This window comes from Vibrio sp. V04_P4A5T148 (assembly GCF_963875605.1).
Lineage (GTDB): Bacteria > Pseudomonadota > Gammaproteobacteria > Enterobacterales > Vibrionaceae > Vibrio > Vibrio anguillarum.
In genome coordinates, this window is record NZ_CAWNMS010000058.1 from 24,605 (window position 1) to 41,960 (window position 17,356).

Consider the following 17,356-nt stretch of genomic DNA (forward strand, 5'->3'; position numbering starts at 1 on the left):
ATTTCAGGGGCCCTTTCTTTGCGGTATTTTTTTGCAGGGTTTTTTTCCCGCCACCGCCACTGCCGCCATGAACCACAACTTGAGCTAAATCTGTACCTTCTTTGGTATACACCCCGACGTTGGTGTGTGCGGTAATGTGGTTGTAGCGGCGGTTGTATTGCTGCGAATAACCCGCACTACTCTCAATGCCGACGTTGGCGTTGTTAACACCTGTAGAGACCAACGCTTTACCGATCGCTTCACGCATATCGCCGCTGTGCCAACCACCCGTACTCGCACTCTTATCGGTGTACACCACACCATTTGGCATAGTGACAACAGGAAAATAAGCAGGAGTGTAGTCAGCCATCACCAATTTAGACGCGGGTATTTTTTGGAAATAATCCGCGGCCAAAGTTGGAAGATTTTGAATCATCGTATTGTGGTTACGCGGTTGAGTCAGCATGCCCATGTCGATATTTTGAATCACCAACTCAGGCGCACCACCAAACTGGATGTCTCCTTGGCTGAGTACACCTTCACGGCCTAAGTTGTCGGTCAAGCGCAGTGAGAGCTCCGGCTTCATCCAGTTCCATTGCAGCGGCAGTGACCAAGCGTGATGAGAGAACACCACCTTCATACGGCCATTCTCTGGCTGATCCGATGCGGCCAGAGCACTGGGCGGCAGCATCAAGGTGGTGTGCACTAATTCGCCATCGAGGAACACTTCGGCGCGGACTTGGTTAATCTCTTCCCCTTGTTGCGGGGTAAACAGCAGCATCGCTTCACGGTTCATGATCACGTCCAAATGACCTTGACCAGTTAACTCATTGCTATTCGGCGCGACTGATGTATGGGTTTGAGTAATGCCCAACCCACCCTCTAAACTGCCTTGCAAATGGTTCGGGGTTGGGATTTCATCGGCAAAACCGACTCGAGCATCTTGAGTAGTAAAGCGCACAACCTTGGGCTCAGCACAATCCACTGGATTACACGAGTTCAACACCATCTCATATGATGTGCCTGGCTTAAGGTCACCGATAAAAAAGCCCGCAGAAACCAAATCATAGCGGCGAACATCCTTCGCATCACTCAAATTGGTTAAGGTGAGCTGAGTCTTATCGGCTTCATTTTGCCCAAGCCAGTCAAATGACACACCGACATCAGACAGGCTCGAGACGGTTAACGAGGTAATCTCTGGCTTCACTAACGCACCACAATCAGAGGTTTCGGTACGATAGATGACATCACGTTGCCAGATGTAGCTACCATCGGCGCGCTTAGACCCGTGTGCCGCAGGAATGTATTCGACAAAGCAGCCTTGCTCGTCCGATTCGTAAACACCAAATTCGCGGCTCATCAGATAAAAACCGCCGTCGTACACCATGAATTCCCAACTCTGATCGACAAAATCGATCACATTGCGATAAGGCGTATCATCGCCACTTTGATAAGGTATAAAGGGGAATTGCAGATCATTTTTGTAACTAAGCCGATAATCGAAGCCTTTATAGTGGATCCAACGCTCACCGTTGCGTTCAAACACCCCTTCTCCACGTTCGGCGGTCGCTTTAATCGATTCTAACCGCTCGACGATTTTTTCCCCGATCTGGATCAAGGTGAGCTCATTTTGCGCCCAAACGGGTGCGCTTCCCAGTAGCCCTGCTACCAGAAGCGTTAATGGTTTCTTATTCATCATTGGATTGCTCATTTTAGTTTATAGTGACGTGCTTGAATTTCAGCAGCAGCAACCCACGAAATCTGCGCTGGTTAAGCAACAATCGATTCCGGATATAGACAACTGGGTTACCGATTCATTATTAGTTACCTAATTTCATTTCGATAGAATCACTATGTCCGTAACGAGATAAGGGTTCCAACCCAATGAAGTTGACGTCTTGAAAGTGAGAATTCACGCGAAAAAGTGTGCAACAAAATGCATACAAACAATAAATAATTTTATTAAAATCAATCAGAAACAATGATACTTAAGAATATAACACGCACACCGAAAGAGAATGATTACGATTGTTCATGAGCATTGAGAGGATTAAGCGATCAACTTTTTTGGCAATTTTATCGCACAGATATTGACTAAACGGCAGCGTGTCAGTCGCGGTAAGAAAAGAGATTGTATATATGCAGACTGCGTAGGTTTTTATGAACACCTTTTTGCACAGCCTTCTGAACGTGAGATCTCCTGCATAAATAATGAAACATCACATACATAACAAATTAAAATGCGATATAGGTTTAATTTATTGACTGAGCAAATGGTTATCTTAGTTGCGATTTAACTATCCAATGAGAAAATTATGACAACGAAAATTTCATACCTTACCCTACTGGCACTGCTTTGCTCTCCCCTTACCAGTGCGCAGACAGAAAATAGTAACGCTGAGCAACCATCAAGCCATGTGACATGTCGCGCTCACAACCTGACTCTGAATTTAACCACCGATCAATATGCTTCTGAAACAAGTTGGGAAATAAAAAACAGCCTCTCACAGGTTATTTATGCGGGTAATAATTACTCAGACTCCACATCTTATAGCCAAGAAATATGCTTATCGGATGGTGAATATCAATTCACCATCCATGACAGTTATGGTGATGGTATTTGCTGTGGCTCTGGCAATGGTCTTTATTCCTTAGCCAAAGGCTCGGAAATACTGGCTTCTGGTGGAGAATTTCAATACAACCAATCAAACAGCTTATTACTTGGTGAATCAACACCTCCCGCTAACCATGACTATTATCAAGCCGCGATAGGAAAAACAGGTTTTGAACTAAAAACGGCCTTATACAACATCATAAAGAATCATAATAGCCGCGGTTATTCCGCAATTTGGACACTATTACAAAATGCAGACATAGATAACTACTATGAGAATGACGGTTCAATGTTAGATATCTATTCTGAGAAACCTGACAACAACGACAGTGTTAGTTTTACTAAAGTCAGCGATCAGTGTGGTCAGTATCGACGAGAAGGCGATTGTTACAATAGGGAACACTCATTTCCTAAAAGTTGGTTTGGGGGCAGCGTTGAGCCAATGAATTCCGACGGTCACCACTTGTTTGCCACTGATGGTTTTGTTAATGCAAAACGCAGTAACTGGCCATTTGGCGAAGTTGGTCATATCACTTATACCTCAAGTAATGGTTCAAAACTTGGCAGTGCAAGCAATACGCTAGGTTATAATGGCACCGTATTTGAGCCTATTGATGAATTTAAAGGCGATCTAGCGCGCGCCTATTTTTACATAGCAACCCGCTACGAGAACCGTATCGGCAGCTGGCAAGGAAATACTGACAACGCTGATGCCATACTTGATGGTACTAGCACGGTGGTTTTTGAAGCTTGGGCTCTGGCGATGCTAAAGCGTTGGCACCAAGAAGATCCTGTGAGTGCTAAAGAACGCCAGCGCAATGACGCCGTTTATCAATTTCAAGGTAACCGAAATCCCTATATCGATCATCCTGAATATGTAAGCCAAATTTGGGGTTATTAGGCTCTTTATATTGGGTAAGTAGATAGGCGCGGTGATAGTGCCTATCTACTTGTTATTTATTGCTTGTTGTTGGGAATTGTCTGCTGGTATTAGCCTTTATAAATACAACCCGCCGTGCAGGTTTCTTTTATTTCAACTTTGCTGAGCAGTGGTAAGCTTGGCTTTAATTGTTGCCAAATCCATTTCGCAAGCACTTCACTGGTTGGGTTCTCTAACCCTTCAATGTCATTCAAGTAATAGTGATCTAAACGATCATAAATAGGTTTAAATATCGCTTTAATTTCAGAAAAATCAATCACCCAACCAGTATGAGGATCGACCTCACCTTCTACATACAGACGAACTAAAAAAGAGTGCCCATGTAAACGGCCGCACTTATGCCCTGCAGGTACATGAGGTAAACGATGCGCGGCTTCAAACATAAACTCTTTGTATAATTCTGTTTTCATCTTGGTTCTCAAGCTTTTAAAAGAGAGGCAATACTAAGGAATATAGACTCACGAAACAAGTTTCTAGGCAGCTTTGTTTACATTGCAAGACAGATGAAACCGTACAATTTATCACGGTGATACAACGGAAAATCCCACGCCTTTGAGTGATATTTCAAGCATTAATAGGGAATCATGACGTGCCACATCACATTTGTTAAACCTATAATATGTATAGGGTCACACTCCAAAGACTACAACTTTTGCACTAGTGCATATTAACGCTATATTTACACTGTCACCCTCTCAATAATAATAAAATTATCATGAACTCAACAATTACATCTAAATTGCTACTTACGCTCATCACCGTTTTTGCTTTTGTATTAACGGTATCAACCAGCTATCAATATATACAACAACGTGACCTGCTCAATTCGGTGTTGAGCGAGCAGTTACACGATAAAGCGAGTAACTACTTTGATAGCCTCAATATGATGATGTTGACTGGTACCATGGCTCAGAAAGAGACCTTACGCCAAAAGGCACTCGCGCAAGATGGTATTGAACAGGTGCGAGTATTACGTTCAGAGGCGGTCAGTAAACTTTATGGTCCTGGAAAAGAAAATCAACAGCCAATGGACGAGATAGATAAACGCGCACTGGCCGGGGAAACCGTCATTGAACCATTCAATGCTTCCTGGGGGAAAGGATTAGTCGTCGCCTTACCGATGAAATCAAGCCTAGATTACCGAGGCACAAACTGCGTATCTTGTCATATGGCGGAAGAAGGAACCGTTTTAGGAGCTATTCGTCTTGAATATAACCTGAGCCATGTAAACCAAATGATCAGTACTCACACTGTCATTGCCGTTATTATTATGGCTTCCATTGCCTTTATCGGATTTATGATCACGCTTTTTTTGATCCGCAAGATGATTGTTCGCCCTATCCAGCATACGTCACGATTCATGTGTGAAATCAGTAAGAGCAAAGATTTATCAAAACGGCTTATCAGCACCAAAAAAGATGAACTCGGACAACTCGCGGTCTCCATCAACTCTTTAATGGACACGGTTTCGGACAGTTTGGCAAAAGTGCAAGAGACCTCTCATTCGCTTGCCGATTCAGCAAACCAGTTAACCGACGTAGCACAAACAACCAACCAAGCGGCAAAAAATCAGCAGCGTGAAACCTCTGACGTTCAGCTCAATATTGAAGAGATGCAATCTCAACAACAGACGGTTAATCAAGCTACCGTTGATGCATCAAAGCTTATCAAACATACCGCTAATGTCGCTCAACAAAGTGCACAGCAAGCACATACAGCTAGCGCAGATATCAAAGGTTTGGTAAGCGATATCGAGTCCGTGAAAGATAAAATTTCTGAACTTAATAATCAGACAGGGCTGGTTTCCTCCATTCTTGAAACGATTAAAAGTATCGCCGAACAAACTAATTTGCTGGCTTTAAACGCGGCGATTGAAGCAGCACGAGCGGGTGAACAAGGAAGAGGCTTTGCGGTCGTGGCCGATGAAGTGCGAAAACTCGCCTCACGAACAGCAGAAGCGACTGGAAACATTGAGAAAATCATCGCTCAATTCCAACGTGACAGTGAAACATCGCTCGCCTCAGTTGATTTGGTTTGCTCACATGCGCATCAACGTTCAAATGAAGTCGAAGTTTTATCTTCCGCAATGAGTAATGCCGTACAAGAGATGCAGCAGGTGCTTGATCATGCAAACAATATTCAAGATCAAACACGAACGACCACACAAGTCAGCCAAGAAATTCAAGGGAAGATCGAAGTCATTACTCGACATGCTGATGATACGTCTCAATCGGCAACGCAAACCCGAGAAATCAGCGTCAATTTAAAACAGCTATCGCAGCGCTTAGAAACATTGATGAATCAATTTACGCTTTCTGCTAAGAATTCGGCCACGAATCGACAATAAAGGTTGATGCGAACGAATTGACAGGTAATATGTGCCATTGAATTAAAAAGTAATAAGCAACCCAATGTTTCGCTTGTTTTTTGTCCACTTTATAGAGTGAGAATACCTTTGAACATTGGGTTGAATTTTTACCTCAATGGAGACTATATCAAACATGACTTACGCGCCTGTAACAGACGTATTGAGCGGTAAGCTGGCCGTTGACAGTGAAGTGACTGTCCGAGGCTGGATTCGTTCTCGTCGTGATTCCAAAGCTGGAATCTCTTTTCTTGCCATTTATGACGGCTCTTGTTTCGACCCGATTCAGGCCGTGGTCCCTAATAATCTGAATAATTACAATGACGAAGTGCTAAAGCTCACTACTGGCTGCTCTGTCGAAGTAACAGGTAAGATTGTTGAGTCCCCTGCTTCTGGTCAAGCATTTGAACTTGCAGCAACTGAGGTGAAGGTTGTTGGCTGGGTTGAAGATGCTGAAACCTACCCAATGGCAAAAACTCGCCATTCAATTGAATATCTTCGTGAAGTGGCGCATCTTCGCCCACGCACCAACGTGATTGGCGCAGTGGCTCGTGTACGCAACTCCCTTTCTCAAGCCATCCACCGCTTTTACCACGAGCAAGGTTATTTCTGGATGTCAGCGCCGCTGATTACCGCTTCTGATGCAGAAGGTGCGGGTGAGATGTTCCGTGTTTCAACGCTGGATTTCGCTAACCTTCCTCGTACTGAGCAAGGCAATGTCGATTTCAATGAAGACTTCTTCGGCAAAGAGACATTTCTTACAGTTTCAGGACAGTTAAATGCCGAAGCGTATGCTTGTGCATTAAGCAAAGTGTACACTTTTGGCCCAACGTTCCGTGCTGAAAATTCAAACACGAGCCGCCACCTTGCAGAATTTTGGATGGTAGAGCCAGAAGTCGCGTTTGCTGATCTAAACGATGTCGCGAAACTGGCTGAAGATATGCTGAAGTATGTCTTCAAAGCCGTTCTTGAAGAACGTCGTGATGACCTTGAGTTTTTTGCTTCGCGTATCGACAAAGAGGCAATTACTCGTCTTGAGCAGTTCGTTAATTCAGATTTTGCGCAAGTAGACTATACCGATGCTGTGAAGATCCTAATCGATTCAGGTCGTAAGTTTGAATTTGATGTTGAATGGGGCATTGATCTTTCTTCTGAACACGAGCGCTTCCTTGCTGAAGAGCACTTCAAAGCGCCTGTGATCGTCAAGAACTACCCTAAAGACATTAAAGCATTTTACATGCGTCTAAACGACGATGGTAAAACTGTCGCTGCAATGGATGTTCTTGCCCCAGGTATTGGTGAAATCATCGGTGGCTCTCAACGTGAAGAACGTTTAGATGTTCTTGATGCGCGTATGATTGAAATGGGCATTGATCCTGAACACATGAGTTGGTATCGCGACTTACGTCGTTACGGTACTGTACCACACGCGGGTTTCGGCCTTGGCTTTGAGCGCTTAGTATCCTATGTGACCGGTATGGGCAACGTGCGTGATGTGATTCCTTTCCCACGTACACCACGCTCTGCAAACTTCTAAAAATCAAACACGATTTTTGTAAAAACCACCGACGTTAAACTCGGTGGTTTTTTTATTTCCCCAACAATCAGTGTTCACTCTCAATAACAATAGAGTGAATTTCAAATAAACATGAGATCAAAATCACCTCAATTTCATCTTCCTTTGTTACATTTAGTTCAATTACATGATCATGTTCACTCTATTGTGCTATGCAACCGAGTTACATTAACCACGTATTCAGATCGATCCATGGCGAGAACTTATATGAAAAAAAATGATGTAGATAATTTGCAGTACAATGGTGAAACAAACGGTGTTCATGGCTGGATGACCCCTTCAGGTCAACCTTACTACTGGCATCCTGATTGGCTTCATATCGCAGAAGATGCTACTGGCTTAAAGCCTAAACAAGCGTTAGATGTGGCAGAAAATGAGCAAGCAACAAAAAAACATGCCGTGTCGGCTATTTTGAAGCATATCAATCAATGGGCTTCAGAAAAGCTCGCCGAACACCCTGAAATAGAAACCGAAGCCATCGAATCTCAAATTGGCTTAAAAAAGTAACTACTACGACTTGTTGGGAGCGTCTCAACAAGTCGGTTTCAACTAAAAATAAATGAAGATCTGATCTATAAGTGCCTCGATGAAGCTCGTTGCAATATTTCCTGCGCTATTTGATTGAGTGGTAGCACCGAACAAGCACCACCACGTTCGATTGCCTCTTTGGGCATACCAAAAACGATACAGCTTGCTTCATCTTGTGCAACTGTATAGGCACCACTTTCTTTCAACTCATGCAAACCTCGTGCGCCATCATCTCCCATTCCCGTCAAAATAAAACCGACAGCGTTAGGGCCTACATGTTTTGCCGCTGAGCGAAAAAGTACATCGACTGATGGTTTATGCCTGTTAACTGCGGGGCCATCTTTGATTTCGACTTGATAATGTGCACCACTTCGATTCAGTTGCATGTGACGGCCACCTGGAGCGATCAATGCCAACCCCGGAAGAACTCGATCGCCATTCTTTGCTTCCCTGACCTCGATTTGACAAAGCCCATTGAGCCGATCAGCAAACATCGCGGTAAATTTTTCGGGCATATGTTGCACGATAACAATCCCCGGAGAGACTGCTGGCAATGCTGTTAAGATTGCTTCTAAAGCTTGTGTCCCACCTGTAGATGTGCCGATCACGACCACTTTTTGTGTGGTCTTCAATGTTAATGTCGAGTGATTCGGATTCGGCATTGTTTGCTGTACTTTCTTGAGTACATGAGGTTTGGGTTTAACAATATTTTCTAGCTTTGCTTGTGCGGCGGCGCGCACCGCACTTAACATTTCCTGCCGACTTTCTTGTAGAAAATCTTTCAACCCTGCTTTGGGTTTAGTGATAATCGTCAACGCACCCGCTTGCAATGCTTGCATAGTCACTTCCGCACCACGTTCCGTCAGTGTAGAACAAATGATGACCGGCGTCGGATGCTCCGCCATCAGTTGCTTGAGAAACGTAATACCATCCATACGAGGCATTTCTACATCTAAAATAATCACATCTGGCCATTGAACAGCCATTTTTTTTTGAGCGAATATGGGATCAGAAGCGGGAGTAAGCACTTCAATATCAGGTTCATTACTCAACAAAGCGCTGATCACTTGCCGAACAACCGCGGAGTCATCCACGATTAATACTTTTATTTTTTTCATGTAATGCCTCTATAAGTCGACACTCAATGGCTGATTAATAAGCTACCTCTCTTGCAGAAGATCGCCCATATTGAACCCAAACATCACCATTTTGGACATCAAAAAATACTTTACGATAACGCTTTCCACCCACATCATTGCGGCTTACTTGAAAACCGTGCTCTTTCAGTAACTGCATACCCAGTCGCACATTTTGTTGTGCAACATTTATCGAAGCGACTTTACTGTAGTGACCTGCAAACATAGTGCTACCTCCAAATACTTTAACAACACATTCCTTAGGATTGATTTGATGTCGTCGGCACTGAAGGGAAAAGTACGCCACAACATCGCTAGCATAATAGCCTTCAGGTTGTTTGGCCTCTTCACCTAGGGCGGATCGCTGGCTCAACAGATAATGGCACATACCCACTAACTGCGTTTTTGGATGCCATAACGTAATGGCAACGCACGAACCCAGCAGCGTATGAATCCAACCTCTGTGATGACCAAAGAATATCTCGCCAGGCATCAAGTTCATAGCCTCTGTTTTAGGTAAAAATTCGTTCGCCATTAATCACGAATCCCTCGTTTTTGATAGATAGACGGCTGCAGTAATTGCAAGTCATCGCAGTTGAGTCCGTTTAATGTTTCAGAGTGGCCTATTAATAAAATACCGCCACTTTTTAATCGGTTCGTAACGTTACTGATGACTCTTTGTTTGGTATTTTGATCAAAATAAATCATAACATTACGTAAAAAAATAAGATCAAAGTGACCAAGTTCATCCAACTGATTTTGTAAGTTCGCTAATCCGAATTTCACTTTTTTCCTTAATGAATTAACGATTTTCAATGTGTCATGCTTGGTATCAATGCCTTTTCGGCAATACGTTTTGAGATAGGCTTTCGGTATATGTTCATGGCGTAGCATCGGATAAATACCTTGTGATGCAATTTGCAACACTTGACTATTGATATCGGTACCAACTATTTGCCATTCTCCTTGGTAACGGCTGTCTAATAACATTGCCAGAGAATAAGCCTCTTCACCTGTCGAGCTTGCTGCGCTCCAGCAACGGATCTGTTTTTTACCCCATATAGTGAAGAGATGGTGCTGGATGTAAGCAAAATGGGCCTCTTCTCTGAAAAAGTACGTTTCATTGGTGGTCAGCAAATTGATGACTCGTTGCCGCTCAAGTTTGCGTACTTGCTGATCGCTAAATTTCGTCAAATACTCAAAATACTCCCGATATGAACTTATACCGAGCTCTCTTAAGCGCCCGCTTAAACGCCCAACCACCAACGCTTTCTTACTGGGTGTTAGTGCAATACCTGCAGATTGATATATCCAGCCACGATACAACTCAAAGTCCGCATCACTGATGATAGACATTTGCTCCATGGCTGAATTCCCAAGTTGCTGAGATTTGTGCTTAACTTGCAAGTTCATTCTGCTCTTTGACCTGTTCCATCATGGCCAACTCTTCAACAGATAGGACTTTATCCTCCGCTAAAATAATGACAAACTCTTCATCGAATTGAGCCATACCACAAATAAATTCGGTCCGGATCTTGGTACCAAAATTAGGGGCAGGTCTCATAAACTTACTTGATATTTCAATGACTTCAGAAACACTATCAACCATAACACCTAGGTCTTGACGTTGTTCTTCATTCGTCACTTCGATAATGACAACACAAGTCTTTTTATTCACTTCTTGCGGTTTAAGATAAAAACGCCGAGCTAGGTTGACGACAGGTACCACTTCACCACGCAAGTTAATAATGCCTTGAATGTAGTCAGGCATCATTGGCACCTGAGTTACTTTGCCATACTCTAATATTTCCTTAACATGCAAAATCGCAAAGGCGTACATTTCACCATTGAGCTGAAATGTTAAGTACTGTTGATCTTGTGCTAATTCTGTATTGGACTTAGCCAATATCATCGAGTTAGCCTCAACCGGGATAAGATTAGCCACATTCACCTCCAGCCACTAAAAGCGCACATACTCAGGTTCATCGTCCATAGAGACAAACTCAACATCTTTCTTCTGTTTAGGGCGTTGCTGCTCGTGGTGAACTGAAGATTTATTTGCTGCTTCACGGCGATTATTTTCTGTTTTGAAGAAGGTCATTAGTTGCTGGAGCTGCTGTGCTTGGCTGCTCATCTCTTCAGAGGTCGACGCAAGCTCTTCTGATGCGGAAGCACTTTGTTGCGTGATACTGTTGAGCTGTTCCATCGCTTGGTTAATTTGTGTTGCTCCGGTTGCTTGTTCCATTGAAGCTGCGTTGATCTCTTGCACTAAATCGGATGTTCTTTGAATAGAAGGCACCATTTCATCCAGCAGTTTTCCGGCTTGTTCCGCTAAACCAACGCTATTTTTAGCGACCTCACCAATTTCTTGAGAAGCAACCTGACTGCGCTCTGCCAATTTTCGGACTTCGGCAGCCACCACTGCAAAACCTTTACCATGCTCGCCAGCTCTAGCAGCTTCGATTGCGGCGTTGAGCGCAAGTAAGTTAGTTTGATAAGCGATATCATCAATAATACCAATTTTCTCAGCTATCGATTTCATCGCTAACACAGTTTTAGCTACCGCTTCTCCACCTTCTTTCGCTTCTTTAGCCGCTTTGCCTGCCATGCTATCGGTCACTTTCGCATTTTCAGTGTTTTGCGCGATTGAGGCTGACATCTGCTCTACCGACGAGGTAGTCTGTTCAACACTGGCCGCTTGTTCGCTCGCACCTTGACTTAAGTTCTGAGCGGTAGCTGAAACTTCTTCGGATGCCGAAGCCAATGCATTACTTGAGCTATTCACTTCACCTACGATGTCTGACAACTTGGCCACCATTTTTTGCATGGCTTCAAGCAAGCGACCCAATTCATCGCCTGACTTAACTTCAATTTTACTTGTTAAATCACCTGCTGCGAGTCGGTTAGCCAACGTCACTGCTTGCTCTAAAGGATTACAGATCCCGCGGATCAAGGTAACCGCAAATCCAATGCCAAACAGTAACCCAAATATAATTGATCCAATGGCGAGCATTTGTAAGTTGTCATAAAGCTCAACTTCTTGATTATAAACATTCTGCGCTTCATTAGACTGCAGTTGAATTAATGTATTTAATGTTTTTTCAACAGGTGAATAGAGTGGGCGCACTTTATCAACCGCAAGACGTGTCGCCTCATCGATATCCAACCGTCGTAAAGCCTCAATTGTTGGTTGCAAAGCTTGTTCAACGAAGGCTTTGTTCTGTTCTTCAAATTGTTTTGCAAGGGCCTCCTCTTCTTGAGTTAATCTAGTTAATTTATATTTTCCCCATGTTTCATCGATTACTTTGAGATGATTCTCGACGGTCTCGATTTGGGCACGAATAATATCCGCTTCAGGGTAGAGTTGTGAAAATGCTAGCGCAATTCGATTGTTCAAAAAACGCGTTTTGATATCACCTATAGATAACGCTGGTACAGTGCGGTCATAGTAAACCGTTTCTAGACCATGCAATGTTTTTTGCATGCCATAAAGCCCTAGTGATCCGACAATAATGAGTAACAAACTTAAGATGCCAACTAGCATGCTTAGTTTGAATTTAACTGAAATATTTTTAAACATAGCCTATTCCTTTCTGACAATGTAATTGAGCCAAGTTAGTGCATTGCCAATAAGCGATGCTTCGACTCTTCCTTCATAATATGTTGCGATAAACTGGCGATATCTAAGATAAGAGCAATATCTCCACTGCCCAAAATAGTCGAACCGCTGATTCCTTTAACCCGTGAAAAAATCGGCCCAAGTGGCTTAATTACGGTTTGTAATTCCCCCAACAAATTATCCACGATCAAACCAGCACTTTGCCCCGCACTACTGACCACCACCACATTTTGGCGTTTTGAGCGACGCGCAGTGAGGTTAAATTGCACTCTTAAATCAATTAAAGGCAGCACTTGTCCCCTGAGATTAATATAAGGTTTGCCTTGGCCATCTTTGAGCCACTGGTCATCAAGTTCGACGCATTCTTGAACGGCATCCAACGGCACAACGAAGGTTTCGCTACTCACTTCAATTAGGAAACCATCAATGATCGCGAGTGTGAGCGGCAATACAATGCGGATAGTTGTTCCTCGATTAAGTAGGCTGTGAATCTCTACTCGACCTCGCAAATCGGTAATATTTCGCTTCACTACGTCCATACCGACACCGCGACCTGAAATATTGGAAACCTGCTGGGCCGTTGAAAAGCCGGGCTCAAAAATGAGCTGAAAAATCTCGTCATCGCTCACGAGTTGGTTTTCATCAAGTAGCCCTTTTTCAATCGCTTTTGCGCGCAATTTTTCGCTGTGGAGCCCTTTTCCGTCATCGCTCACATCGATCACTATATTGCCTGAGTCATGGTAAGCATTGAGCGTGATGGTGCCGTGAGAAGGTTTACCATTTGCGACACGCTCTTCCTCTGTTTCAATGCCGTGGTCAATCGCATTGCGCACTAAATGCATCAAAGGATCGCCAATTTTTTCAATCACTGATTTATCTAATTCGGTATCCGCACCGGTAATCGTGAGATGAATACTTTTGTTTAGCTCCTTCGCCATATCACGAACAACGCGTTGAAAACGGGCAAATGTCGCACCGATAGCCACCATTCTAAGCTGTAGTGCCGCGTCTCTGACTTCTTCGAGAAGGCCATTGAGCCGTGCAACAGATTCAATCATTACATTTTCGCCAATTAGCTCCGCCTGTAATGCACTGCCGGCACCTGCGGTGACCAATTCCCCGACTAAATTAATTAAGGTATCTAACTTTTCAGCATCCACTCGCAAGCTTTTTTGCTCTTTGGTTAGCGCCTCTCGGGCTTTACTTTGTTTATCGACCGCCGCATTGAGTACGGGTGCTAATTGAGCATCAGCCTGAGTGATAATTTCACCTATGGGTATCGCGTCCGAACTCGCTTCTCGCCGCTCACTTTGTTGCTGCAATGCACGCTTCAATTCAGTCTCAGTGAGCGCGCCACAACGAACTAATATTTCGCCAATTCTATAATTTTCATCGGGCATTGATTGAATGTGATCAATGAAGTCACCCACTTTGGCACTGGGTGGAAAGATGCGAACGTCACCTTCTTCACGAATGAATTCAAACACGTCTTCGATTTGTTGTTTAGATGCCGGCGAATAGAAACGCAGTTCAAAACCCAAATAACAACATTCCGGATCAAAGTTGTGCCAATCAGGTAATTTTCGGTCGACAGCCTCGATATAAATAACCTCTCCCAGCGTAGTTAAATAAGAAAGAAAAGAGAGCGGATCCATACCATCTTGGAATGCATGAAGCGGGAAAGTTAAAGAGATATGCCAGCAGAAATTGTCGAGTGTGGTGTGATCAGGTTCAGATTCCGTGGCTGGTGAATGACTTTCTGGCTCAGATTGACCTAAAAACTCAGACAATCGGGCCCCTAAGCGCTGTCCGGTAACGTCATCTTCTGATGACTCTTGCCCCGTTTGAGCATCATCAATCAAGCTCACCATGTGATCGCGGCACTCAAGCAACAAGGAAATATGCTTTTCATGCAACTTAAGTTGTTCTGAGCGCAATAAATCAAGCAAGCTTTCTACTTTATGAGTAAAACGAACGATCTCATTTAAGTTAAATATCCCTGCTGAGCCTTTTACAGTATGCGCTGCTCGAAAAATTGCGTTTAATCGCTCATTTAAGCCATCAAGATTCCCGCTATCCAGTTCAAGAAGGTCAGATTCCATCCCTTCAAGCAACTCCCTACTCTCATTAAAATAAGTTTGGAGCGCCGCAGCCATCATTTCGTCCATAGTATCTCCCTGGGGCTTCGTCATTAGCTTGTCACTTTGTCTTATTGTGAACTCGAAAGAACGATAGGGTCATGAAACCATCCCACTAGCCCCAGTTTACCCAGCACATCCACCACGACTTCACTGTGATGAATCAGTTCACATCCCTGTTCTATTCTTGCTTTTTTAAATGCCATCAATACTTGTACGCAACTGCTGTCCAGAGCAGTGACTTGGGAAAGTTCAATGGCGATCTTCTCGCTATGAGACACAAAAGGGGTCAGCTGCTCAAACAAATTTCGAGCCTCATAAATCGTCAGTTCACCGTCAAGTTTTAACATTAATTGCTCATCGGTTTGGTGTGGAGTCAGCATAATCCCCCCTTAGGCTTGGATCAGTTTTGCTACGGCGGCAAGCATCTGTTCAGGTGCAAAGGGTTTTACAACCCAAGCTTTCGCACCCGCAGCACGACCCTGTTCTTTCTTCGATGCCTCAGATTCAGTTGTAAGCATAATCACCGGCGTAAATTTTGTGTCTGGCCTTTGCTTCAGCTCTTTAAGTAAGGTAATGCCATCCATATTCGGCATATTTACGTCGCTGATGACCAAATGAACACGATTCCCGGCCAATTTGGATAATGCATCTTTACCATCATGAGCTTCGATCGTCTGATAGCCTGCTCCTTTTAAGGTCATACTCACAACCTGCCGAATTGAAGCCGAATCATCTACAACAAGTACCGTTTTGTTCATCACAGAGTTCCTCATTTATTCATTTACGGTTCTCAAAAGAAAGTAATGTCCGTGCTAGTCACCTTGCTTTTCACCTCAGTAACCTTGCCTTTGTGGCTTTCATGCTGTTCTATCATGGTGTAGTTCTTGGTCATTTTTTCCAGCCATTTTTGCGGGGATAATTCGCCTGCGATCGCATGATTGCTGTCTTGTTTGAGCAGCTCTAATGAGCCACTGAGTTCTTTGAGATTGGTGCTGATTTGCTCTAATATTTGGCTTACTCGGTCTTGAAATTGCAATTTCACAATCACACTACTGATTGTTTCCTTCACCGAAAATGCATCTTCTTTTAACCGCTCAGACTGTTGCTGTAAGGTTTGTGCCATATCTTGGAAGTGGTTAATGACATAATCGATACGCTGCTCGGTTTGTTCCATTTGTTCACTCTCAGCCGCAATAGCCATTTCAGCCGTCTTAAATGTAGTATTAATCGCATCACTGACAACGTTCACTTTCTCCGTCATGCTGCTAGCGATCTCCCTTGAACGCTGTGAAAGGTTACGCACTTCATCGGCCACCACTGCAAAACCTCGACCTGCCTCTCCTGCTCTGGCTGACTCAATGGCAGCATTAAGCGCTAATAAGTTGGTTTTTTCAGCAATGCCCACCACATCGGTTGCCATTTTTTTTAAATCGACTGTGTATTGATCAAGGCTGCGCATTTCATCAAGCATATGCTCTCTTGTCTTTTGGCTTTCTCTAAGCTCATCAACCGCTTTAGAAAGCATGGCTCGACAACGCTCAATTTCGCTCATTAAATTACGCTCATCTTTTAAGGTTGAGCCTTGCGAGAAGGAGAGTGCTTGTGAAAGCTGCGTGACAAGATCACCAAATTGCTGGCTCAGTTGAGTAACAGAATCGGTAAGTTGCACATTGGCTAAATCAATATGACGAGACCACACTGGCAGAGATTGAGCAAAGAGAGGCTCTAAAGAATGATATCCATCCAGTTGGATCTCTTGTGTTTGAGAGAGGTGTTCAATTGTCTTTTTTTGCGCTTTGACTTGGGAAATGAAGGATTCGTAATTCCAAATTGCATAGCTAACACTAGCAAAAGTCACAAATAATAGAGCCCAAACACCAAAATGTGTTGGCTGTGGCATAAGAGCAACTATCGACAATAGCACTAAGGGCACGTAAACACGTACCAGCCTAATGAGGAGCATGATTTATTATCCTTTAGCCATAAAACACTGACGAAAGCTATGACGTTATGTAAGAAGTTGTTATGCAACGCCTGGAGCTCATAACTAAAGATAGGAAAGCTTGGAGGAATCTGCAATGTAGTCGGCAGATGTAATTTTACTTTTGTTGTTTTAGGTAATTTTAAACAGTCCACTCTTATCAATCAGAGTAACGATTGACTTTCGTTAAGTTCGGCTGAGTAACGTCATTGAGCCCTCTCCTCTGTACTCATAACATGACGCACTGATCGGATCACATTGGCTTTATTTTATTTAGCTATCTTTCCTAGAAATACATCACTAGAATCCATCGCTTTTCTGATCCTCCGCACATCGGTTAATCACGAAAACACAACATTGAACGAATTTAATCACCTAAACTTAATCATCACATACCGAAATGAAATCAAATTCATGAATAATACCAAGCGAAGCAACAGCCATCATTCTACAGGGCGAAGCGACACATTTTGACCC

15 protein-coding genes are annotated in these 17,356 nt (G+C 43.6%); 4 read left to right on the forward strand and 11 right to left on the reverse strand.

The features are described 5' to 3' along the window. Nucleotides 1-1,675, reverse strand: a 1,675-nt coding sequence (locus tag AACT18_RS12265) for a M66 family metalloprotease (protein WP_254920011.1), incomplete at its 3' end; no start/stop codon positions are given. 619 nt (nucleotides 1,676-2,294) lie between these two features. Between AACT18_RS12265 and AACT18_RS12270 the strand changes: the two genes are divergently transcribed. Continuing rightward, nucleotides 2,295-3,494 carry an HNH endonuclease signature motif containing protein gene (locus tag AACT18_RS12270; protein WP_094125733.1) on the forward strand — a complete coding sequence of 400 codons (1,200 nt, stop codon included), beginning with the start codon at nucleotides 2,295-2,297 and terminating at the stop codon, nucleotides 3,492-3,494. 89 nt (nucleotides 3,495-3,583) lie between these two features. On the opposite strand, the gene queD is transcribed toward AACT18_RS12270, so the two are convergent. Continuing rightward, the gene (queD, locus tag AACT18_RS12275) at nucleotides 3,584-3,943 is read right to left on the reverse strand and encodes a 6-carboxytetrahydropterin synthase QueD (RefSeq protein ID WP_010320709.1); all 360 of its coding nucleotides are present in this window, start codon (nucleotides 3,941-3,943) and stop codon (nucleotides 3,584-3,586) included. Between the two features lie 305 nt (nucleotides 3,944-4,248). Between queD and AACT18_RS12280 the strand changes: the two genes are divergently transcribed. The 3 genes from AACT18_RS12280 to AACT18_RS12290 all read left to right on the forward strand — a co-directional run bounded on the left by AACT18_RS12280 (nucleotide 4,249) and on the right by AACT18_RS12290 (nucleotide 7,981). Next, entirely contained in the window at nucleotides 4,249-5,880 is a 1,632-nt protein-coding gene (locus AACT18_RS12280; protein WP_017048608.1) for a methyl-accepting chemotaxis protein, read from the forward strand. Between the two features lie 154 nt (nucleotides 5,881-6,034). Continuing rightward, entirely contained in the window at nucleotides 6,035-7,435 is a 1,401-nt protein-coding gene (gene asnS, locus AACT18_RS12285) for an asparagine--tRNA ligase (protein ID WP_026028293.1), read from the forward strand. Between the two features lie 246 nt (nucleotides 7,436-7,681). Beyond that, nucleotides 7,682-7,981, forward strand: coding sequence for a hypothetical protein (locus tag AACT18_RS12290; protein ID WP_017043621.1), 300 nt, complete (start codon nucleotides 7,682-7,684; stop codon nucleotides 7,979-7,981). A 65-nt stretch (nucleotides 7,982-8,046) separates the two neighbouring features. Here the strand turns inward: AACT18_RS12290 and AACT18_RS12295 are convergent, their stop codons facing one another. From AACT18_RS12295 to AACT18_RS12335, 9 genes are read right to left on the reverse strand one after another with little or no spacing between them, the layout of a single operon-like run. After that, a complete protein-coding gene (locus AACT18_RS12295; RefSeq protein ID WP_013856766.1) occupies nucleotides 8,047-9,120 on the reverse strand; it encodes a protein-glutamate methylesterase/protein-glutamine glutaminase in 1,074 nt (357 codons plus the stop codon). A 34-nt stretch (nucleotides 9,121-9,154) separates the two neighbouring features. Next, nucleotides 9,155-9,673 (reverse strand): chemotaxis protein CheD, encoded by a 519-nt coding sequence (locus AACT18_RS12300; RefSeq protein WP_094124926.1) that lies wholly within the window; start codon nucleotides 9,671-9,673, stop codon nucleotides 9,155-9,157. Next, a complete protein-coding gene (locus AACT18_RS12305; RefSeq protein ID WP_094124927.1) occupies nucleotides 9,673-10,551 on the reverse strand; it encodes a CheR family methyltransferase in 879 nt (292 codons plus the stop codon). Before AACT18_RS12305 ends, AACT18_RS12300 begins: the two co-directional genes overlap by 1 nt. After that, nucleotides 10,535-11,083 carry a chemotaxis protein CheW gene (locus AACT18_RS12310; protein WP_228209078.1) on the reverse strand — a complete coding sequence of 183 codons (549 nt, stop codon included), beginning with the start codon at nucleotides 11,081-11,083 and terminating at the stop codon, nucleotides 10,535-10,537. The genes AACT18_RS12305 and AACT18_RS12310 overlap by 17 nt, the downstream gene beginning before the upstream one ends. Before the next feature lie 15 nt (nucleotides 11,084-11,098). Then, entirely contained in the window at nucleotides 11,099-12,718 is a 1,620-nt protein-coding gene (locus AACT18_RS12315) for a methyl-accepting chemotaxis protein (protein WP_094143476.1), read from the reverse strand. A 35-nt stretch (nucleotides 12,719-12,753) separates the two neighbouring features. Further along, the gene (locus tag AACT18_RS12320; protein WP_094124740.1) at nucleotides 12,754-14,949 is read right to left on the reverse strand and encodes a chemotaxis protein CheA; all 2,196 of its coding nucleotides are present in this window, start codon (nucleotides 14,947-14,949) and stop codon (nucleotides 12,754-12,756) included. 17 nt (nucleotides 14,950-14,966) lie between these two features. Further along, entirely contained in the window at nucleotides 14,967-15,278 is a 312-nt protein-coding gene (locus tag AACT18_RS12325) for an STAS domain-containing protein (protein WP_013856760.1), read from the reverse strand. 9 nt (nucleotides 15,279-15,287) lie between these two features. Further along, nucleotides 15,288-15,671: a response regulator gene (locus tag AACT18_RS12330; RefSeq protein ID WP_013856759.1), complete on the reverse strand. Its 384-nt coding sequence runs from the start codon at nucleotides 15,669-15,671 to the stop codon at nucleotides 15,288-15,290. A 17-nt stretch (nucleotides 15,672-15,688) separates the two neighbouring features. Then, nucleotides 15,689-16,861: a methyl-accepting chemotaxis protein gene (locus AACT18_RS12335; RefSeq protein WP_094124739.1), complete on the reverse strand. Its 1,173-nt coding sequence runs from the start codon at nucleotides 16,859-16,861 to the stop codon at nucleotides 15,689-15,691. Between the last annotated feature and the right edge of the window lie 495 nt (nucleotides 16,862-17,356).